A 20306-nucleotide genomic window follows, 5' to 3' on the forward strand; every position below is an offset into this window, starting at 1 on the left:
GACCAGGGTGGCGGGCTTCGCCAGGCCGTCCTGGTCGACGGCGATGACGTCCTTGTTCTTGAGGATCGCCAGGCTGGTGTCGCTGATCCCGGTGGCGCACGAGGAGCACGTCCTGCTGGTGCTGATGCACCACATCGCCACCGACGGCTGGTCCGTGGTCCCGCTGCTGCGCGACCTCGGCGAGGCCTACGAGGCCCGCCGCGCCGGCACCGCCCCCGGCTGGCGCCCGCTGCCCGTGCAGTACGCCGACTACACCCTCTGGCAGCACGAGCTGCTCGGCACCGACGAGCGGCCCAGCACCCTGCTGACCGAGCAACTCGCCTACTGGCAGCAGGCCCTGGCCGACCTGCCGGAGGAGCTGGCGCTCCCCTTCGACCGCCGGCGCCCCGCCGCCCCGAGCCGCCGCGGCGCCGCCGTGGAACTGCGGATGGACGCCGAACTCCACGCCGCCCTGGTCGAGTCGGCGCAGCGCGGCCGGGCCAGCGTGTTCATGGTGATGCAGGCCGCGCTGGCCACCACCCTGGGCCGGATCGGCGCGGGCACCGACCTGCCGATCGGCACCGTGGTGGCCGGCCGCTCCGAGGAGGCGCTGGAGGACCTGGTCGGCTTCTTCGTCAACACCCTGGTGCTGCGCACCGACACCAGCGGCGACCCGAGCTTCCGGGAGCTGGTGGAGCGCGTCCGGCTCGCCACCCTGGACGCCTTCGAGCACCAGGACGTGCCCTTCGAGCGGCTGGTCGAGCTGCTCAACCCGGTGCGCTCGACCGCCCGCCACCCGCTCTGCCAGGTGATGCTGACCTCCGGCGGCGAGGCCGGGGAGACCAGTCTCGGCGGGTTGCCCGCCCGGGTCGAGCAACTGGACTCGGACCTCGCCAAGTTCGACCTGACCTTCGCCTTCAGTGAGAGCTTCGACGAGGCCGGCGCGCCCGCCGGGCTGGGCCTGACCCTGGAGTACGCCGTCGACCTGTTCGACCGGGCCACCGCCGAGGCGACGGCCGCCCGCTTCGAGCGCGTCCTGCGCTCGGTGCTGGCCGACCCGGAGCAGTCCGTGAGCCGGGTCGAGGTGCTGGCCCCCGAGGAGCGCGAGCAGCTGCTCACCGGCTGGAACGACACCCGGGAGGACCTCCCGCTCGCCACCTTCCCGGCGCTCTTCGAGGCGCAGGCCGCCGCCCGCCCGGAGGCCGTCGCGCTCGCCTTCGGCACCGAGCGGGTCAGCTACCGCGAGCTGAACGAGCGTGCCAACCGCCTCGCCCGGCTGCTGGTCGAGCACGGCGCGGGCCCCGAACGGTTCGTCGCGATCGGCCTGGAGCGCTCAATCGAGCTGATCGTCGCCCAGCTGGCCGTGCTCAAGGCCGGCGCCGTCTTCCAGCCGCTGGACCCGCGCTACCCGGCCGACCGGATCGCCCACATGCTGGCGGACGCCCGGCCCGCGCTGGTCCTCACCAGCGCGGCCCTGGTCGACGGCCTGCTCGGCGACAGCACCGTCCCGCGGCTGCTGATCGAGGACCTGGACGCCTCCGGCCACCCGGCGCACGACCTCACCGGCACCGCGATCACCCCGCACTCGGCCGCGTACGTCATCTACACCTCGGGCTCCACCGGCCGCCCCAAGGGCGTGGTGGTCACCCACAGCGGGCTCGCCGCCATGGTGGAGAGCCAGCGCCGGGGCCTGGCCGTGACCCCGGACAGCCGGGTGCTGCTGTTCGCCTCGCCGTCCTTCGACGCCGCCGTCTGGGAGCTGGGCATGGCGCTGCTCACCGGCGCCCGGGCCGTCCTCGGCGACGCCGACCGGCTGCTGCCGGGCCCCTCGCTGGCGGAGCTGGTCGCCGAACAGGGCGTCACCCACCTGACCCTGCCGCCGACCGCGCTGGCCGTGCTCGCCCCGGACGCCCTGCCGCGCGGCGCCACCCTGGTGGTCGCCGGCGAGGCCTGCCCGCCGGACCTGGTCGAGCACTGGTCGGCCCGGCTGCGGATGGTCAACGCCTACGGCCCGACCGAGTCCACCGTCTGCGCCAGCATGAGCGGCCCGCTCGAAGGCCGGACCGCCCCGCCGATGGGCCGGCCCGTGCTCGACACCCGGCTCTACGTCCTGGACGCCGCGCTGCGGCCCGTCCCGGCCGGGGTCGAGGGCGAGCTGTACATCGCGGGCGCCGGCCTGGCCCGCGGCTACCTCAACCGGCCCGGCCAGAGCGCCGAGCGCTTCGTCGCCGACCCGTACGGCGAGCCCGGCAGCCGGATGTACCGCTCGGGCGACCTGGTCCGCCGCCAGGCCGACGGCACCCTGGAGTACCTGGGCCGCACCGACCACCAGGTGAAGATCCGCGGCTTCCGGATCGAGCCCGGCGAGATCGAGGCCGCGCTCGCCGGACACCCGTCGCTGGCCCAGGCGTTCGTGCTGGTCCGGGAGGACCGACCGGGCGACCGCCGGCTGGTCGGCTACGCCGTCGCCCGCCCCGGGCACGCCGTCGACCAGGCCGAGCTGCGGGCCCACGTCGGCGCCTCGCTGCCGGACTACATGGTGCCCTCGGCGGTCGTCGCCCTGGACGCCCTGCCGCTGACCGCCAACGGCAAGGTGGACCGCAAGGCCCTGCCGGCCCCCGACAACGCCTGGCTCGGCACCGGGCGGGCACCCTCGACCCCCCGGGAGGAGCTGCTCTGCGGCCTGTTCGCCGACCTGCTCGGACTGGAGAAGGTCGGCGTCGACGACAACTTCTTCGAGCTGGGCGGGCACTCGCTGCTGGCCAGCCGGCTGGTCGCGGACCTGCGCGAGCTGGTCGGCGACGGCGAGGCGATCGGCGTCCGCGCGCTGTTCGAGGCGCCGACCGTCGCCCGGCTGGCCGAGCGGCTCGACCAGGGCCCGGCCGCCGAGGCCTTCCCCGTCCTGCTGCCGATCCGCACCCGCGGCTCGCGCCCGCCGCTGTTCTGCGTCCACCCGGCCGCCGGCATCAGCTGGGTCTACACCGGCCTGCTGCGCCACCTCGACGCCGAGCAGCCGATCTACGGCCTCCAGGCCCCCGGCCTGGCCGACCCGGCCGCACAGCCCGCCTCCGTCGCGGAGCTGGCCCGGACCTACCTGGCGCGGATCCGCGCCGTCCGGCCCGAGGGCCCGTACGCCCTGCTCGGCTGGTCCTTCGGCGGGGCCGTCGCCCACGCGATCGCCGCGCTGCTGCGCGAACAGGGCGAGGAGGTCCGGCTGCTGGCCCTGCTGGACGCCTACCCGGGCACCGGCGAGCCGGGGCCCGAGCGGTGGCGGGACGACCCGGCCCAGCTCGCGGTGATCCTCGACTCGCTCGGCCACCCGGCCGGCGAGGTCACCGCCTGGCCCGCGGACGAGGACGGCTACGCCGCGCTCGTCCGGGACGGCGAGGGCCCGCTGACCGGCCTCAGCGGCGCCGGGGTGGCCCGGGTGGTCTCGGTCTTCCAGGCCAACGCCGAACTGTCCCACGAGCTCCCGCTGCCCGGCTACGACGGCGACGCGCTGTTCTTCACCGCCGCCAAGGACCGGCCGGCCGACGCCCCCGACCCGGAGAGCTGGCGCCCGCACCTGGGCGGCCGGCTCGACGTCCACGAGGTGCCGAGCACCCACGGCGCGATGACGGGCGCCGAGGCGCTCGCCGTCATCGGCCCGCTGCTCGCCGCCCGCCTGACCTCCTGACCCGCCCGCCCCACCGGCCCGACACCCCTACCGACCGCAGGCGACCGACCTGCGCACACCACGCGGACCACACCCGGTCCGCCCACGGAGAAACGGACACCACCCATGACCACCTCGGCCATCCCCGACGCCTGGCGCGGCATCACCCCGTCGCCGATCACCTCGACCGACGCCTACAACGGCTTCATCGCCGCCAACGTGATCTTCGCGCTGGACCGGATCGGCCTGCTGGAGCGGATCGGCCGCGGCGAGCCGCTGACGGCCGCCGAGGCCACCGCCCAGGCCGGCGACACCGCCCGCACCGAGGCCGTGCTGCGCGCCGCCTCCGACTACGGCTACCTCAAGGCCGACGGCGACGCCTACCTGCCCACCGAGGCCGGCCTGGAGGTCGCCGCCGCGCGCGGCTACTTCACCTGGGCCGTCGGCGGCTACCACGACGTGTTCGGCCGCGCCGGCCACCTGAGCGCCGGCACCCACCGCTACGACGAGAACGTCTTCCGCGACGAGGCGATGGTCGCCCTCGGCTCCGCCCAGTGCGACCAGTCGCTGTTCGCCGCGCAGCTGACCGACGTGCTGAACGGGATCGACTTCCGCACCATCGCCGACCTCGGCTCCGGCACCTCCGCCCGGGTGCGCCGCGTGGTCTCGCAGCGCGAGGGCACCCGGGGCCTGGGCATCGACATCAGCCGCCCGGCCACCGACATCGCCCGCCGCGACATCGCCGAGGCCGGCATGCAGGACCGGGTCACCGCCGTCCGCGCGGACGTGCTGGGCCTGCTCGGCACCCAGATCGACAACGACGCCGAGGCCGCCGAGGTGGCCGAGGTCGACACCGTGATGAGCTTCTTCCTGCTGCACGACCTGCTGGCCGACCCGAGCACCCGCTCCTCGATCTTCACCCGGATGCGGGAGGCCTTCCCGAAGGCCCGCACCTTCGTCCTCGGCGACACCATGCTGCGCGACCCGGGCACCTCCGACGGCGCCCAGCCGGTCTTCTCGGTCGGCTTCGAGCTGGCGCACGCGATGATGGGCGTGCCGCTGCACACCAAGGCCACCTACGAGGAGCTGTTCACCGACGCCGGCCTGCGGATCGACCGCGTCGAGGCGCTCGCCACCCCGCACTCCTGGCTCTACGTCCTCCAGGCCGACTGATGGCCGCCCCGTCGAGCGCCAGATACCTGCTGGCGCAGAACGAGCACCCCTACCCGCCGCTGCCGTCGGTGCTGGAGGCGCTGGCCGCGGCCGGTGCCGACCTGCACCGCTACCCGGACTTCCGCCCCGAGCGGATCGCCGGGATCGTCGCGGACTGGCAGGGCGTCCCGGCCGGCCAGGTCGTGGTCGGCCACGGCTCGGCGGGGGTGGCGCTGGACCTCTTCCACGCGGTCGTCGAGCCCGGCGACAACGTGGTGCACTCGGCGCCCTGCTTCGACGCGTACCCGCTGTTCTGCGAGATCGCCCGGGCCGAGGCCCGGCCGGTCCCGCTCGGCCCCGACGCCCGGCACGACCTGGCGGCGATGGCCGAGCGGACGGACGAGCGCACCCGGATCGTCGTGCTGTGCAACCCGCACAACCCGACCGGCACGGTCTACTCCTGGGCCGAGCTGACGGAGTTCTTCCACCGGGTGCCGTCCACGGCGCTGATCCTGCTCGACGAGGCGTACGTCGACTTCGCCCTGGGCTGGCAGGCCCCGGACGTGCCGGCCCGGATCGAGCGGTGGCCGAACCTGGTGGTGCTGCGCACCCTGTCCAAGTCGCACGGCATCGCCGCGCTGCGGATCGGCTACGCGCTGGCGGAGGAGTCCGTGGCGCAGCGGGTGCGGGACCACCAGGTGCCGTACGCGGTGAACCGGCTCCAGGAGGCGGGCCTGCTCGCCGCCGTCGCCGCCGAGGACGAGATGGCCCGGCGGATCTCCGAGATCGCCGCCGAGCGGCAGCGGACCGAGGCCGAACTGCTGCGGCTCGGCTGGACGGTGGCGCCCAGCGTGACCAACTTCGTGTGGGTCGACGCCCCCGGCGACCACGGCCCGCTGCGCGCGGAGCTGGAGAGCCTGGGGGTGGCCGTCCGCTACTACCCCGGGCAGGGCATCCGGGTCGCCATCGGCGAGAAGGACGCCAACGACGCGGTGATCGAGGGCTTCGCCGCCGTCGCCCCGCTCGCCCCGGCACACCCCGTCGCCCGCTGACCGGCAGGCGCCCTGAGCACCCCGCGTGCGTCAGGGCGCACCCCGGGCTCTTCCCCGTACCCTCCACGCCACCGCACCCTCCGCACCTCCCGCACCTCCGCGAACCCGCCGAGCATCCCCGCACACCCCGAAGCGCCGTCGGCGCAACGAAGGAACCGCCATGCAGCCGCTGTTGGCCCGCCCGGAGTTCCGGCACTACCTCGCCGGGCAGACCCTGTCCGTCCTCGGTGACAGCGCCCTCTCCATCGCCCTCGGCATCTGGGCCAAGGTGCTGACCGGCAGCAACTCCGCCGCCGGTCTGGTGCTGTTCTGCTTCTCCGCCCCGCTGCTGCTGCTGCCGCTCGGCGGCCTGCTCGCCGACCGGGTGCGGCGCAAGCCGCTGCTGGTCGGGGTCAACCTGGCGGTGGCGGTGTCGCTGCTGCCACTGCTGCTGGTCGACGGCCCGGACACGGTCTGGATCATCTACTGCACCGCCACGGTCTGCGGCCTGGCCGGGGCCGTCCTCGCTCCGGCGCAGAGCGCGCTGCTGCGCGGCATCCTGACGGACCGTCAGGACTTCGGGGCGGCGGCCGGACTGACCCAGAGCGCCCGGGCCGGCACCACCCTGGTGGCGCCACTGCTCGGCTCGGGCCTCTACGGCTGGTTCGGCGGACACGTGGTGGCCGTGGCCGACCTCGCCGTGCTGCTGCTGGCCGCGCTGAGCTTCCTCACCCTGCGGGTGGAGGAGGTCAAACCCGAGCCCACCGGCCTGCGGTGGCGCACCGAGGTGCTGGCCGGCTTCGTCCACCTGCGCTCCTCGGTCGGGCTGCGGCCGCTGGTGGCGGCCACCGCCGCCGCCGGCTTCGTGCTGAGCCTGCTCCAGCCGGTGCTGTTCGCGCTGACCCAGCACGGGCTACACCGCTCGCCGCAGTTCCTCGGCGTGCTGGAGACCACCGAGGCCGTCGGCGCGCTGGCCGGCTCGGTGGTCGGCGGCCTGCTGATCGGCCGGCTCGGTCCGCGCCGGACGGTCATGGCGGGCTCGGCGGTGTTCGGCCTCGGGATCGTCCTGCTGCTCGCCCCGTCGCTGTACGCGGTGGAGGCCGGCCTGGTGATCGCGGGCGCGGGCATCCCGGCCGCCCTGGTCGGCCTCGCCACCGCCGCCCAGGCCTCCACCCCGCCGCAGCTGATGGGCCGTGCCCAGGCGGCCGTCAACCTCTCCCTCACCGCTCCGCAGGCGCTGGCCGTCGGCGTCGGCTCCGGCCTGGTGGCCGCCCTGGACTTCCGGGTGGTGCTCGGCGTGATGGTGGTCGGCGCGCTGCTCGCGGCCGCCCACCTGATCGGCAAGCCGGAGGCCCCGACGGAGCCGCCGGAGGCCGGGTCCGAGGGCGACGGCCCGGCCGAGCCGCAGGACGCCAAGGACCTCCAGCCCACCTGACCGGCACCCGCCCGGACACCCACGCCACCGGACGACCGCACCACCAGGACGACCTCGCCGCCCCGCCCCGCACGTCCGACCGACCCTCAGCACCTCCCGTCCTCCTCACGAGAGAGCTCTCCTCAGATGACCGACCGTTCCTCTCCCACCGTCACCCCGATCCCCGTCGAGCTGGACCACGTCGAGTTCTACGTGGCCGACCTGGGAGCCGAGACCACCCGGCTGACCGCGGAGTACGGCTTCGAGCTGCTCGTCCCGCCGACCGAGCGCGGCGAGGCCGCCGAGCGCTGCCTCTCCGCCCTGTTCGGCCAGGCCGACATCCGGCTGCTGGTCACCCAGCCGCTGGCCGCCGGCCACCCGGCCACCGGCTACCTGGAGCGCCACGGCGACGGCGTGGGCGCCCTCGGCCTGCGGGTGCCGGACGCCACCGACGCGTTCCGCACCCTGACCGCCCGCGGCGCCGCCTCGCTGCGCGAGCCGCGGGCCGAGGACGGCTGCGTCACCGCCGTGGTCGACGCCTTCGGCGACGTGGTGCACACCCTGGTCGAGCGCGGCCCCGGTGTCCCGGCCGGCCGCGTCCCCGGCCTGCCGGACCCGGCCCCGCTGGGCGGCGACAGCGGCGTCGGCCTGCGCTCCGTCGACCACTTCGCCGTCCTGGTGCCGTTCGGCGAGCTGCGCAAGACCGAGCACCGCTACCGCGAGGTCTTCGGCTTCCGGACGATCTTCGAGGAGCGGGTCGAGGTCGGCGCGCTCGGCATGGACTCGGCCGTCGTGCAGAGCGCCGACCGCAGCGTCACCCTCACCCTGATCGAGCCGCTCACCGCGGACGCGGGCGGCCAGATCGCCACCTTCCTGTCCGGCCACGGCGGCGCCGGGGTGCAGCACGTCGCCTTCGCCGCCCAGGACGCGGTGCACTCCGTCGCCACCATGGCCGAGCGCGGCGTGCCGTTCCTGCGCACCCCGCAGACCTACTACGACGCACTGCCCGGCCGCCTGACGCCCCTGCGGCACTCCTTCGACCAGCTGCGCGAGCTGAACCTGCTGGTCGACCAGGACCACGACGGCCAGCTGTTCCAGATCTTCACCCGCTCCCAGCACCCCCGGAACACCTTCTTCTTCGAGGTGATCGAGCGCATCCGGGCCCGCAACTTCGGCAGCAACAACATCCGCGCCCTCTACGAGGCCGTGGAGCTCCAGCGCAACGCCAGCGAAGTGGCCGGATGAGCGCGCCCGTCCGCACCGGGCCACCGGCCGACGGACACCCGGCGCTGTCCGTCGCCGAGTACGCCGACCGGGCGCGGGCCGTGCTCGCGCCCGAGGTCTGGGAGTGGCTGGAGGGCGGCGCCGAGCGCGAGCTGACCCTCGCCGCCAACCGGACCGCCTTCGACCGGGTGGGCCTGGTGCCCCGGGTGCTGACCGACGTCGGCACCCGGGACACCGCCGCCACCCTGGTGCGCAGCCGGGCGGCCCTGCCGGTGGCGGTGGCACCCGTCGCCTACCACCGGCTGTTCCACCCCGAGGGCGAGCTGGCCTCGGCCCGCGCCGCCGCCGCCGCGGGCGTGCCGTTCACCGTCGGCACGCTCAGCAGCGTCGGCTTCGAGGAGCTGGCCGGGACCGGCGCCACCCTCTGGTTCCAGCTGTACTGGCTGCGCGACCGCGACCGGCTGCTCGACCTGGTCGGGGCCGCCGAGAAGGCCGGCAGCGAGGCGCTGGTGGTCACCGCGGACGTGCCGTACATGGGCCGCCGGCTGCGCGACGCCCGCAACGCCTTCGCGCTGCCCTCGGACGTCCGCGCGGTGCTGCTGGAGGACGGCGCCGCCGGGAGGGCGCACGAGTCCACCACCGCCGTCTCGGCCGTGGCCGCGCACACCGCCGAACTGCTCTCCCCCGGCGTCACCTGGGACGACCTCGCCTGGCTGCGCGACCGGACCGACCTGCCACTGGTCGTCAAGGGCGTGCTCGACCCGGCCGACGCGCGCCGGGCCGCCGGGATCGGCGCCGCGGCCGTGGTGGTCTCCAACCACGGCGGCCGCCAGCTCGACCGGGCCGTGCCCGCCCTGACCGCCCTGCCCGCCGTCGCCGAGGCGCTGGCCGGCGAGGACTGCCAGGTACTGATGGACAGCGGGGTCCGCGGCGGCACGGACGTGCTCACCGCGCTGGCCCTCGGCGCCTGTGGGGTGCTGCTCGGACGCCCGCTGATCTGGGGCCTGGCGGCCGGCGGCGAGACGGGCTGCACCGAGGTCCTCGACCTGCTCGCCGCCGAACTGCGGCACGCGCTCGGCCTCGCGGGCTGCGCCGACCTGCGGGCCGCCGCCGACCTGCGCACCACCACTCCGCCCGGCACCACCTGGAGCACCCCGTGACCACCATCGCCGCACCGCACGACCTGCTGCTGGCGGGCCTGCACACCTCCCTCGCCGACCCGGCGATGACCTCGATGAACCTGCTCAACGAGATCTCGATCCGCTACCCGGAGGCGGTCTCCTTCGCGGCCGGCCGCCCCGCCGAGCAGTTCTTCGAGACGGACGCCGTCCACCGCCACCTGGACCGCTACCTCGACCACCTGCGCACCGAACGCGGACTGACGGAGGAACAGGCCCGCCGGCAGGTGCTCCAGTACGGGCGCACCAAGGGGATCATCCACGACCTGATCGCCGCCCACCTGGCGACGGACGAGGGCATCGAGGTGCCCGCCGAGTCCGTCGTGGTGACGGTGGGCTGCCAGGAGGCGATGTTCCTGGTGCTGCGGGCCCTGCGCCGCGGCCCCGAGGACGTGGTGCTGGCCGTCTCCCCCACCTACGTGGGGCTGACCGGCGCGGCCCTGCTGGCGGACCTGCCGGTGCGCGCGGTGGCCGACGGCCCGGACGGCGTGGACCTCGCCGACCTGCGCCGGCAGCTGGCCGCCGCCCGGGCCGAGGGGCTGCGCCCGCGGGCGCTCTACCTGGTGCCGGACGTGGCCAACCCGAGCGGGGCCAGCCTGCCGCTCGAACTGCGCCGGGACCTGCTGGCGCTGGCCGCCGAGGAGGACATCCTGCTGCTGGAGGACAACCCGTACTGCGTCTTCGCCGGGGAGCCGAGGCTGCCCTCGCTCAAGGCGCTGGACACCGACCGGCGGGTCGTCCACCTCGGTTCCTTCGCCAAGACCGCCCTGCCCGGCGCCCGGGTCGGGTACGTGGTGGCCGACCAGCTGGTGGCCGACGGGCAGGGCGGCACCGCGCTGTTCGCCGACCTGCTCGGCATGATCAAGAGCATGACCACGGTGAACACCTCGCCGATCGCCCAGGCGGTGATCGGCGGCGCCCTGCTGGAGCACGCCCACAGCCTGCGGGCAGCCAACACCGAGGTGGCCGCGCTCTACCGGCGCAACCTCGCCCTGGTGCTGGACGGCCTGGCGAAGCGCTTCCCGCCCGGCAGCGGCGTGACCTGGAACGAACCGCGCGGCGGCTTCTTCCTGGTGCTCACCGTGCCGTGCGTGGTGGACGACGCCCTGCTGGAGCTCTCGGCCTCGGAGTACGGGGTGATCTGGACGCCGATGTCGCACTTCTACCCGGGAGCGGGCGGGGAGCACCAACTGCGGCTCTCCGTCAGCCAGGTCGACCCGGCCACCGTCGACCGCGGGCTGGACGGGCTGGCCGCGCTGCTCGCCGCGCGGTCCTGACCCACCCGCTGCGAAGGGGCGTCCCGCCCGCCCGGGGCGCCCCTTCCGGCACCCGCGTCCGCCCCGATCGGTGACGGTGCGCATCGACCGGGCCACGCTGGGGCAGCATCCCGGCGCAAGCACCGGAGCCCCGTCCGAGGAGGACGCATGCCGCACGACGAGAACCAGCCCGCCGCCGACCGGTCGCCGCAGGCCGTGGAGGAGGGCCTGCGCCGCTCGGCCGCCTTCCTCATCGACGAGGCGCTCGGCTTCGTCTTCCCCGCGGCCCTGCGCGCCGCCGCCGACACCGGGGTGGCCGACGCCCTCGCGGACGGCCCGGCCACCGCCGCCGAACTCGCCGCCGCCACCGGCACCGACGCCCGCAACCTGTACCGGGTGCTGCGCCTGCTCGCCACCCGGGGCGTGGTCGCCGAGGACGGGCACGGCCGCTTCACCCTGACCGAGACCGGGCAGGCCCTGCGCAGCGACGTCCCGTACTCCGCGCGCAGCGCCGTGCGGATGCTCACCGACCGCACCTTCTGGCGGCCCGCGGAGCGGATGGCGCACTGCCTCACCGAGGGCACCACGGCCTTCGACGCCGTCTTCGGCATGCCCTTCTTCGACCACTTCGCCCAGGACGAGGAGACCGCCGCCGTCTTCCACGTCGGCATGGCGGCGATGTCCGACGTGGAGAACCCGGCCATCGCGGCGGCCTGCGACCTCCCGGACACCGGCACGGTGGTGGACGTCGGCGGCGGCCACGGCGGCCTGCTGCTGGAGGTGCTGCGCCGCAACCCCGGCCTGGAGGGCGTGCTCCACGACCGCGCCCACGTCCTGGCCGGCCACCGGCTGGAGGGCGAGAAGGAGGTCGCGGGCCGCTGGAGCACCGTGGAGGGCGACTTCTTCACCGCCGTGCCCGCCGGGGACGTCCTGCTGCTCAAGCGGATCACCCACGACTGGGACGACGACGCGTGCGTCACCCTGCTGGGCCACTGCCGGCGCGCCCTGCGCCCCGGCGGCCGGCTCCTCGTCCTGGACGCCGTCGTCCCCCGGGACGACGCGCCCCACCAGGCCAAGACGATGGACCTGATGATGATGGCCTCGCTCACCGGCCGCGAACGCACCGAGGCGGACTTCGCGGACCTGCTCGACCGGGCGGGCCTGCGGCTGTCCCGGATCCTGCCCACCGGGACGGTGCTGTCCGTGGTGGAGGCGGTCGTCGCCGACTGACCCTCCGTCATCTCCGGCCCGCCCCGCGCTCGGAGCGGGCCGGACCCGCGGTGTCCACCGGCCGTTCGCATGGGGCACGATGCCCTGGGGCGCGTCCCGCGGATCTCTGCCGGCCGCGCGCCACCCGCGCCCCGCCGGGGCGGCGGGGCGACCGACCGCCGGAGGACCCCCGAGGATGCCCATGAGTGAGCGATTCGCCGCACTGGACCGACTGGCCGATCAGTGGGGCCTGAGCGGCCTGGAACTCGTCGGCAAGGGGCTGGAGTTCACCGTCTTCCGAGCCCGGGCGCGGGACGGCGGACCGGTCGCCGTCCGGCTCGCGCACCGGCGGTTCGACTCCAACGCCAACGACCCGCACGTGGACACCCGCGCCCTGCTCGTCCAGGAGCACGCCCTCGCCCGGCACCTGGCCCGGCACGGCCTGCCCGTCGCCCGGGCACGGGAGTTGGTGCTCGCCGACGACCCCGGCACCCCCGACGTGCTGCTCTCCGACTACGTCCCCGACGACGGCTCCCCGCTCGACCCCCACGCCCTGGGGCGGTTGCTCGCCCGGCTGCACCGGGTGCCGCCCCCGCGGCTGCGGCCCGTCGCCGCCGAGGGCGGCACCACCGCCGGGGCGGTCGCCGCCCGGATCGGCCGCCGCTGGGCCGAACTCGCCCGCCGCGTCGACGACTGGCCCGAGCCCCCGGCCGCCGCCCTGCTCGCCGGGCCACTGGCCGGCCTCACCGGCGACGGCCTGCTCCACCTCGACGTCCGCAGCGCCAACATCCGCCGCGGACGGGGCCGCACCACCGCCCTGCTGGACTGGTCGAACGCCCTGCTCGGCTCCCCCGCCCTGGAGTTCGGGCGGCTCGCCGAGTACGCCCGGTACCCGGAGAACGACCTCGACCTGCCCGCCCTGCGCGCCGGCTACGCCACCGTCGCGCCCGTGCCCGCCGAGGACGACCCCGGCCTGCTCGTCGCCCGGCTGGACGCCGCCCTGATGCTCGCCCTGGTCTTCCTCTCCGAGGCGCCCGACTCCACCCGGGGCCCCACCGCCGCCGCCCACGCCCGCGAACTGGCCCTGCGCCTCACCGCCGGCCGACCGTAGGGTCGGTCGAGGAGGAAGGCCGACCGTCGCGAACGCCCGGCCGGGCGACCCCTTGGCCGGGCGTTCCGCAGAGCTACCCGAGGACGAACGAGATGACCGACCGACCGGACCCTCCCACCGGGACACGCCGGGTCCCGTACACCGACCCCGGCTCGCCGGACCACCGGAGCCCGCTGCGGTTCCTCTGGTGGCTGGTGACGATGCAGCGCGCCCGGGTGCTGCTCGGCGCGACCTGGGGAACCCTGTGGATGTGCGCGCTGATGCTGCCGCCGTACCTGATGGCGCGGACGATCGACGACGGGCTGCGCGGGCGGGACACCGGGGCGCTGGTCCGCTGGGTGGCGGTGGTCCTCGCGGTCGGCGCGCTCATCGCCGTCCTCGGCATCCTGCGGCACCGCACCATGACGTTCATCCGCGTCGACGGCGCCTACCGGACCGTCCAGGCCGTCACCCGGCACGTGAACCGGCTGGGCACCGAGCTGCCGCGCCAGGTGTCGGCCGGCGAGCTGACGCACCTGCAGGCCGGGGACATCGGCCGGATCGCCCGGACCCTGACCATCACCGGGCCCGGCGTCGGCGCGGTCGTCGCCTACCTCGCCACCGCCGTCCTGCTGGTCCGGATATCCGCCGTCCTGGCCGCGGTGATCCTGCTGGGCGTCCCCCTGCTGGCCGTCACCATCGGCCCCCTGCTGGAGAAGCTGCACGGCGCCGAGGGCCGGTACCGCGAGGAGCAGGCCGCGCTGACCGCCCTCGCCGGCGACCTGGTGGCCGGGCTCGGGGTGCTGAACGGCCTCGGCGGCAAGCCCGTCTTCGCCGAGCGCTACCGGCGGCGCTCCCGCGAACTGGTGCCGCTCGGCTACCGGGTGGCCTCCCTCACCAGCTGGGTCCAGGCGCTCGGCGCCTGCCTGCCGGTCGTCTTCCTCGCCGTGGTGACCTGGCTCAGCGCGCGGATGGCGGCGGCCGGCGAGATCACGGTCGGCGAACTCGTCGCCGTCTACGGCTACGTGGCGGCGCTCCTGGTGCCCGTCTCGATGTTCATCGAGGGCGCCGACGACCTCCCGCGCGGCCTGGTCTCCGCCCGCCGCGTCATCGACATCCTCGCGCTGCGGCCCGAGTCGTCCCGGGCCCGCACCCGCACGGCGCCGCCCGCCGGGCCGGCGGAACTGCGCGACCCGGAGTCGGGCCTGGTGCTGCGCCCCGGCCGGGTGACGGCCCTGGTCGCCGCGCGGCCCGACGAGGCCCGCGCCGTGGTGGACCGGCTGGCCGGCTACCGCGAGTCCGACGCCACCTGGGGCGGCGCCGGCGTCCGCGGCTGGGAGCCGGCGGCGCTGCGGCGGCACGTCCTGGTGTCCGACAACGAGTCCTACGTGTTCGGCGGCACCCTGGCCTCCGCGGTCGCGGTCCACGGCGGGCGCACCCCGGCGGAGATCGAACGCGCCCTGCGCGCGGCGGCGGCCGAGGACCTCCTCGACCTCCTGCCCGGCGGCCTGGACGCGCCGCTGGAGGACCGCGGCCGCAACGTCTCGGGCGGCCAGCTCCAGCGGCTGCGGCTGGCCCGGGCCCTGCTCGCCGATCCCGAGGTCCTGCTGCTCGTCGAGCCCACCTCGGCCCTCGACGCGCTCACCGAGGCCGCCGCAGCCTCCCGGATCGGCGCCTACCGCGCCGAGCGCACCACCCTGGTCGTCAGCACCTCCCCGCTGGTGCTCGCCCGGGCCGACCGGGTCTGCCACCTGGTGGACGGCCGGGTCCGGGCCGTGGGCACCCACGGCGAACTGCTCGCCGCCGAGCCCGTCTACGCGGCGCTGGTCTTCCGCGGCGACACCGGGGCGCACGCCGGAACGCACCCGCGGACGGGCACCGGGGCACACGCCGAGGACCAGGCCGAGGACCAGGCCGAGGACCCCGCCGAGGACCGCACCGGCGCCGCCACCGGGCTCCCGGAAGGAGCCGCCCGATGAGCCACGACGACGAGACCAGCCGGCTCCCGGTCGCCGACCGGGAGACCGTCCGCCGGGCCGTCCGGCGCCTGCTCACCGACGACGGCCGGGCGATGTGCGGCATCATCCTCCTCACCGGCCTCGCCGCCCTGGCCGGGGTCGCCGGGCCGTGGCTGCTCGGCCGCGTCGTCACCCGCGTCGAGAAGGGCGAACTGACCGTCGGCCAGGTCGACGCACTGGCCGCGGCGGTGCTCGGATGCGCCCTCGCCCAGCTGGTGCTGACCCGCTTCGCGCGCGGCGCCTCGCACCGGTTCGGGGAGCGCGCCCTGGCCCGGCTGCGCGAGGAGGTCGTCGACCGGACGCTGGCGCTTCCCGGGCGGTACGCGGAACGGGTGGGCACCGGCGACCTGGTGACCCGCTCCTCCCTCGACGTGGGCACCGTGGCCGACACCCTGCGCAACGCCGCCCCGGACGTCTTCGTCGCCGCCGTCCAGGTGCTGTTCATCCTCGCCGCCGCGTTCCTCCTCGACCCGCTGATCGGGCTGTGCGCGCTGGTGGGCCTGCCGGTCGTCTGGGCGGTCAGCCGCTGGTACCTGAACCGGGCCCGGGACGCCTACCTCGCCGAGGGCGCCGCCTCCGGCGGGGTCACCGAGGCGCTGAACGCCACCGCCCACGGCGCCCGCACCGTCGAGGCGTTCGGGCTCGGCGCCCGTCAGGACCTCGCCGTCGACCGGGCGGTCGACGCCTCCTACCGGGCCGGCGTGCGCACCCTGTTCCTGCGCACCGTGCTGTTCCCCGTCACCGAGTTCGCCCACGCGCTGCCCATGGCGCTCATCCTGCTGGTCGGCGGCCTCGGCTACCTGGACGGCGCGGTGGGCCTGGGCACCGTGGTCGCCGGCGGCCTGTACATGTGGCAGCTGGTCGACCCGCTCGACCGCGCCCTCAACTGGATGGAGCAACTGCAGCGCAGCGGTGCCTCGTTCGCCCGGATCAAGGGCGTCGGCCTGGTGTCCGAGGAGCCGCCGGTGCTCGACCGGCGGCCGTCCGACGACCGGATCGAGGTCCGCGGCGTCCGGTACGCCTACCCCGGCTCGCACGACGTGCTCAGGGGCATCGACCTGGTGGTCCGCCCGGGCGAGCGGCTCGCGATCGTCGGCCCGTCCGGCGCGGGGAAGTCCACCCTCGGCAAGCTGCTGTCCGGCGTCGACGCCCCGGACTCCGGGTCCGTCCGGGTCGGCGGCGTGCCGGTCGCGGACCTGGCGGCGGCGGGCGAACTGGGCGACCGCATCGTCCTCATCACCCAGCGGCACCACGTGTTCATCGGCACCCTCCGGGACAACATGACCATGGCCGCCCCGGACGCGGGCGACGACGAGATCCTCGCCGCGCTCGCCCTGGTCGAGGCCGACTGGGTGCACGGCCTCCCGGACCGGCTGGACTCCGCGCTCGGGGCCGGCGGCCTCGAACTCGACGCGGCACAGGCCCAGCAGCTCACCCTGGCGCGGGTCCACCTCGCCGACCCCCACACCCTGATCCTCGACGAGGCGACCTCGCTGCTGGACCCGACCACCGCCCGGCAGGCCGAGCGGGCGATGGCCGCCGTACGCACGGACCGGACGGTCGTCTCCATCGCCCACCGGCTGCAGACCGCCCACGACGCGGACCGCGTCGCCGTCATGGAGGCGGGCCGCATCGTCGAACTGGGCACCCACGACGAACTGGTGGCCGCCGACGGGTCCTACGCGGCGCTGTGGCGGTCGTGGAACGGGGAGGGCTGACCGGCCGCGTCCGGCCTCAGATCAGACGGATGATCTGGATGACGCCGACGACCGTGAGGACGAGCAGCAGCACGCAGAAGGCGACGGCGATCCGGCCGCTGTCGTCGTCCCGGGCGGGCTTCCGGTGCTGCGGCGGGCCGTAGGCGGGGCCGGCTGACGGACCGGCCGGTGCCGGAGAGGGCGGGGGTTGCGGCGGGGGCGGATCCTCCTGACGGACCGGGGCGGGGAGGCCCGGGGCCTCGGCTGGCACCTCCGCGACCGCCCGCTCGACCGGGGCGGGCGGGGGCTCCGGCCGGACCGGCGCGGCCGGTGGGGCCTGCGCGTCCGACGGCCGGGACCGGGCCTGCGAGTGCGGCGGGGCCTGTACGGTCGGCGGGGCCGGCAGGGTCGGCGGCGCCGGTGAGGCCGACACAGCCGACGGTGCCGGTGGTACGGCCGACGGGGCCGGTGAGGTCGGCTGAGCCGGTACGGCCGGCGGGGGCGGCGGAGGCCGGTGGTACAGCCGCTGCCAGAGCGCGGGCGGCAGGTCGGGCGGGATTCCCTCCCTCGACGCCTCCCCCGGCGGCGGCACCAGGAAGCGGAGCAGATCGACCTCCAGGTCGTCGCCGGAGGTGAGGAGTCCGGTGAGCCAGTGGTCGAGCGCCTCGGCGTGGCGGGCGTCACGGGCGTGCGGCGAGACCGCCCAGGAGAACAACCAGGCCGCCCGCCTGGAGAGATGGCTGTCGTCGGCGCTGTCCGGGCCGACGCGGAACAGGTAGAGCCGCTGGCGCAGCACCTCCGCGCAGAGGTCGGCCGCCGCCTCGGCGCTCCGCCCGCCCCGGACCCGGGCCAGGTGGAGCAGCAGCTCGTTGGTCGCCCGGAAGGGGAGGTCCTCCTCCTGGAGCAGACCGAGCGCCTCGCTGTCGGTCAACCGGCCGACGCTGTCGCGCAGTTCTCCGTCGTCGGGCCCGTCGGGGGCGGGGTCCAGCAGGGCCGCGCGCACGAGCCCGAGGGCGGCCGGGCCGGGGGGCGGGACCGCCGGGAGCAGCTCCTCGTCCGCCGTCTCGTACACGGACTCCGGTTCGGCCTCCGGCTCTTCGACGGGCTCGCCGAACGCGCCGGTCTCGGCGGTATCGGCGGGCTCGTGGGGCGCGCAGGGCTCGTGGGGCGCGCGGGGCTCGACGGACGCGCCGGTCTCGACGGGCTCATGGGTCCCGTAAGGCTCATGGCGCTCATGGCGCTCATGGATCTCGTGGATCTCGTGGATCTCGTCGACCTCACGGGGCTCACCGGGCTCGCGGGACCCGCCGGACACGCGCGGCTCGGCCGTCCCGCGGGGTCCGTACTGCTCCGGGCCGTTCGGGGCGCGCCGGGCACCGGCCGCGTCGAGCGCGTGCGCGATCCTCCGCAGCCGCTCCTCCGGCCGCCTCCCCCCGGCGGACTCCTGCCTGCCCATCAGGTCCACCAGGCCGAAGCCGCCGCGCCCGTCCGCGACGCCGGCCAGGCAGAGGTCCACCAGGCGGACGGCGAGCTCGTGGGCGCGGTCGGCCTCGGGGCGCCTCGGGTCGACGCGGTAGCGCGCCTGCTGGTGGCCGCCGTCGGCCGACCAGTCGGAGACCCAGGTGACCAGGAGGTCGTGGCGGTCCGTCATGTCGTAGGTGGCGAAGGTCCAGACCTGGTTCAGCCAGGGGTTGAGGATCCGGGCGAGGCCCGCGATGACCACGCCGGCCCGGTTCCGCTCCGGCCAGCCCGGCAGGGCGTCACTGCGCAGCGAGAGGCGGCTCGCCGGCCGGCGCAGCAGGGCGGCGGTGGCGGCGGTGAGCGCCTCGCGGACGTCCGGCAGCCGGTCCAGGGCGGCACCCCAGGCCGGCCCCGCGGTCTCCTCCAGCTCGCTCTTCCGGACCTGGGGCTGCGGGCCGTGGGCCGATTCGGCGAACTCCTGTCCGCTCCACGCCCAGTCGCACAGGCCCAGGCAGGTCCGGGGGGTCAGGATCGCGGCCGCCCCGACCAGCACGTGCGCGGTGGTGCTGGGCCGCCCGCCGAGGTCGGCGGTGGGCCAGCGCTGGACGAGGGCGGCGCGGTCGCCCCGGAGGCGGGTGCGGACCACGCTGGGGAACGGTGCGCCGTCGACGCGCAGGAACGGGGCGATCTCCTGGCCGATCTCCTCGGCGTCCGCGCGGGGGCAGGACGCGGCCGCGGCCGTGAGGCCGGCGCTGCGCCGGCCCTGGTTGCCCTGCCAGCGGAAGACGATCTGGTCGACGGTGTCCTGGTCGGGGCCCTTTCCTCGAGCGGTCATCGGTCCACCTCGTCGACGGGTCGGCCCTCGGCGAGATCGACGATGCCGTGCATCGCGAACAGCGAGAGCAGGGGTTCCAGGACCCGCTGGGCGCGGACGCCGCGCGGGTAGCGGCTGTCCGCCTGCCGGCCGCCGGTCGCCGAGGCCACGTGCAGGGTGCAGTGCAGGGCCGTGTCGAAGGGGCGCAGCCAGGCCTTCCCGGCGTGGCGGTCGAGCAGTGCGTACACGTCGCGGCTCTCCTCGTGGAGCCGTCGACGGCTCAGCTCGGGGTGGCCCGGTTCGCTGAGCCAGCGGTCGACGGGGGGTTCGGACCGCAGTAGGTCGGCCTTGGCGACGACCACGGCGGACGGGACGGTCAGGTGCGGGCCGGTGCGCGGGACGCGGTCCAGGACGGTGGCGAAGGCGGGGTCGCCGTCCCGGTTGACGTGCTGGTCGAGCGCCGCGCGGACGTCGTCGAGCTGGGCGAGCGGCATGGCGATGGTGGGGTCGACCACGAAGATCAGCGCGTCGATGCCCAGCAGGAACCGCAGCAGGGCGTCCGTACGCAGCAGGTCCTCGCCGGCGAGGTCGAAGAACGCGAGCGGCCTGGTCCGTCCGGCGGCGTCGGTGATCAGCAGGGACTCGACGAACCGGGCGGTGTCGTCCTGGCCGAGGCCGGCGGTGTGGGCGAGCACCCGGCCGCCGCGCAGCGGCACCACCCGGCTGTTCAGGAAGCCCGCGTGCTGCTGCGGGTTGACGGACTGCCAGCTGATCCCGTACGGCTTCAGCCGGTCGTCGGCGATCTCGGCCACCATCTGGGTGAGCAGGTGGCTCTTGCCGGTGTTGGACTGCCCGATCAGGGCCACCGTCAGCGGGCGGCCGTTGGTCAGGTAGGGGACGGGGATGTGGTGCTCCCGGACGCCGCCGTTGCCCGGGCAGCGCTGGAAGGCGCCGCGCAGTTCGTCGGCGAGCAGCCGGGGGTTGGGCTGGGCCTGCGGGTTGTAGGGGCGCAGCTCCTGGACGGCGTCGGGGGGGACGGCGCCTACCCGAGGTAGCGGGGCCCGCGGGCGGAAGCGCCAGGGGCGGTGACGGCACGACAGCCGACAGGCCCTCACCCGGGGGGGTGAG

The 20306-nt window shown here is 75.8% G+C and carries 12 protein-coding genes and 1 pseudogene; 11 read left to right on the plus strand and 2 right to left on the minus strand.

Features of this window, described 5'->3' with window-relative positions:
- The first annotated feature begins 43 nt into the window (after positions 1–43).
- The 11 genes from AB0E96_RS22700 to AB0E96_RS22750 all read left to right on the plus strand — a co-directional run bounded on the left by AB0E96_RS22700 (position 44) and on the right by AB0E96_RS22750 (position 16924).
- On the plus strand, positions 44–3655 hold the full coding sequence (locus tag AB0E96_RS22700) for an amino acid adenylation domain-containing protein (protein WP_359826547.1): 3612 nt from the start codon (positions 44–46) through the stop codon (positions 3653–3655).
- A gap of 105 nt (positions 3656–3760) precedes the next feature.
- On the plus strand, positions 3761–4807 hold the full coding sequence (locus AB0E96_RS22705) for a class I SAM-dependent methyltransferase (protein ID WP_359826549.1): 1047 nt from the start codon (positions 3761–3763) through the stop codon (positions 4805–4807).
- On the plus strand, positions 4807–5838 hold the full coding sequence (locus AB0E96_RS22710) for an aminotransferase class I/II-fold pyridoxal phosphate-dependent enzyme (RefSeq protein WP_359826552.1): 1032 nt from the start codon (positions 4807–4809) through the stop codon (positions 5836–5838). The genes AB0E96_RS22705 and AB0E96_RS22710 overlap by 1 nt, the downstream gene beginning before the upstream one ends.
- A 160-nt stretch (positions 5839–5998) precedes the next feature.
- A complete protein-coding gene (locus AB0E96_RS22715) occupies positions 5999–7252 on the plus strand; it encodes an MFS transporter (RefSeq protein WP_359826554.1) in 1254 nt (417 codons plus the stop codon).
- A 126-nt stretch (positions 7253–7378) separates the two neighbouring features.
- Positions 7379–8476, plus strand: a complete 1098-nt coding sequence (gene hppD / locus AB0E96_RS22720) for a 4-hydroxyphenylpyruvate dioxygenase (RefSeq protein ID WP_359826557.1) — start codon at positions 7379–7381, stop codon at positions 8474–8476.
- On the plus strand, positions 8473–9615 hold the full coding sequence (locus AB0E96_RS22725) for an alpha-hydroxy acid oxidase (RefSeq protein ID WP_359826558.1): 1143 nt from the start codon (positions 8473–8475) through the stop codon (positions 9613–9615). Before hppD ends, AB0E96_RS22725 begins: the two co-directional genes overlap by 4 nt.
- Positions 9612–10910, plus strand: a complete 1299-nt coding sequence (locus tag AB0E96_RS22730) for a PLP-dependent aminotransferase family protein (RefSeq protein ID WP_359826561.1) — start codon at positions 9612–9614, stop codon at positions 10908–10910. The genes AB0E96_RS22725 and AB0E96_RS22730 overlap by 4 nt, the downstream gene beginning before the upstream one ends.
- Positions 10911–11057: 147 nt before the next feature.
- Positions 11058–12119 (plus strand): methyltransferase, encoded by a 1062-nt coding sequence (locus tag AB0E96_RS22735; RefSeq protein ID WP_359826563.1) that lies wholly within the window; start codon positions 11058–11060, stop codon positions 12117–12119.
- 181 nt (positions 12120–12300) lie between these two features.
- A complete protein-coding gene (locus AB0E96_RS22740) occupies positions 12301–13209 on the plus strand; it encodes a phosphotransferase (RefSeq protein ID WP_359826565.1) in 909 nt (302 codons plus the stop codon).
- A gap of 92 nt (positions 13210–13301) precedes the next feature.
- Complete coding sequence (locus tag AB0E96_RS22745) at positions 13302–15167, plus strand: ABC transporter ATP-binding protein (protein WP_359826568.1); 1866 nt, start codon at positions 13302–13304, stop codon at positions 15165–15167.
- Positions 15164–16924: an ABC transporter ATP-binding protein gene (locus AB0E96_RS22750; protein WP_359826571.1), complete on the plus strand. Its 1761-nt coding sequence runs from the start codon at positions 15164–15166 to the stop codon at positions 16922–16924. The genes AB0E96_RS22745 and AB0E96_RS22750 overlap by 4 nt, the downstream gene beginning before the upstream one ends.
- Before the next feature lie 16 nt (positions 16925–16940).
- Here AB0E96_RS22750 and AB0E96_RS22755 read toward each other — a convergent pair whose 3' ends face one another.
- Positions 16941–19199: a hypothetical protein gene (locus AB0E96_RS22755; protein ID WP_359826574.1), complete on the minus strand. Its 2259-nt coding sequence runs from the start codon at positions 19197–19199 to the stop codon at positions 16941–16943.
- Positions 19196–20306, minus strand: a pseudogene (locus tag AB0E96_RS22760) (hypothetical protein); the annotation flags it as partial. The gene AB0E96_RS22755 and the pseudogene AB0E96_RS22760, both read right to left, overlap by 4 nt.

Origin of the sequence: Kitasatospora sp. NPDC036755, from assembly GCF_040636595.1 — a bacterium.
Taxonomy (GTDB): Bacteria; Actinomycetota; Actinomycetes; order Streptomycetales; family Streptomycetaceae; genus Kitasatospora.

Coding starts and splice junctions, on each gene's coding strand:
- AB0E96_RS22700 (WP_359826547.1), top strand. CDS start 44: ATGACGTCCTTGTTCTTGAGGATCGCCAGGCTGGTGTCGCTGATCCCG.
- AB0E96_RS22705 (WP_359826549.1), top strand. CDS start 3,761: ATGACCACCTCGGCCATCCCCGACGCCTGGCGCGGCATCACCCCGTCG.
- AB0E96_RS22710 (WP_359826552.1), top strand. CDS start 4,807: ATGGCCGCCCCGTCGAGCGCCAGATACCTGCTGGCGCAGAACGAGCAC.
- AB0E96_RS22715 (WP_359826554.1), top strand. CDS start 5,999: ATGCAGCCGCTGTTGGCCCGCCCGGAGTTCCGGCACTACCTCGCCGGG.
- hppD (WP_359826557.1), top strand. CDS start 7,379: ATGACCGACCGTTCCTCTCCCACCGTCACCCCGATCCCCGTCGAGCTG.
- AB0E96_RS22725 (WP_359826558.1), top strand. CDS start 8,473: ATGAGCGCGCCCGTCCGCACCGGGCCACCGGCCGACGGACACCCGGCG.
- AB0E96_RS22735 (WP_359826563.1), top strand. CDS start 11,058: ATGCCGCACGACGAGAACCAGCCCGCCGCCGACCGGTCGCCGCAGGCC.
- AB0E96_RS22740 (WP_359826565.1), top strand. CDS start 12,301: ATGAGTGAGCGATTCGCCGCACTGGACCGACTGGCCGATCAGTGGGGC.
- AB0E96_RS22745 (WP_359826568.1), top strand. CDS start 13,302: ATGACCGACCGACCGGACCCTCCCACCGGGACACGCCGGGTCCCGTAC.
- AB0E96_RS22750 (WP_359826571.1), top strand. CDS start 15,164: ATGAGCCACGACGACGAGACCAGCCGGCTCCCGGTCGCCGACCGGGAG.
- AB0E96_RS22755 (WP_359826574.1), bottom strand. CDS start 19,199: ATGACCGCTCGAGGAAAGGGCCCCGACCAGGACACCGTCGACCAGATC.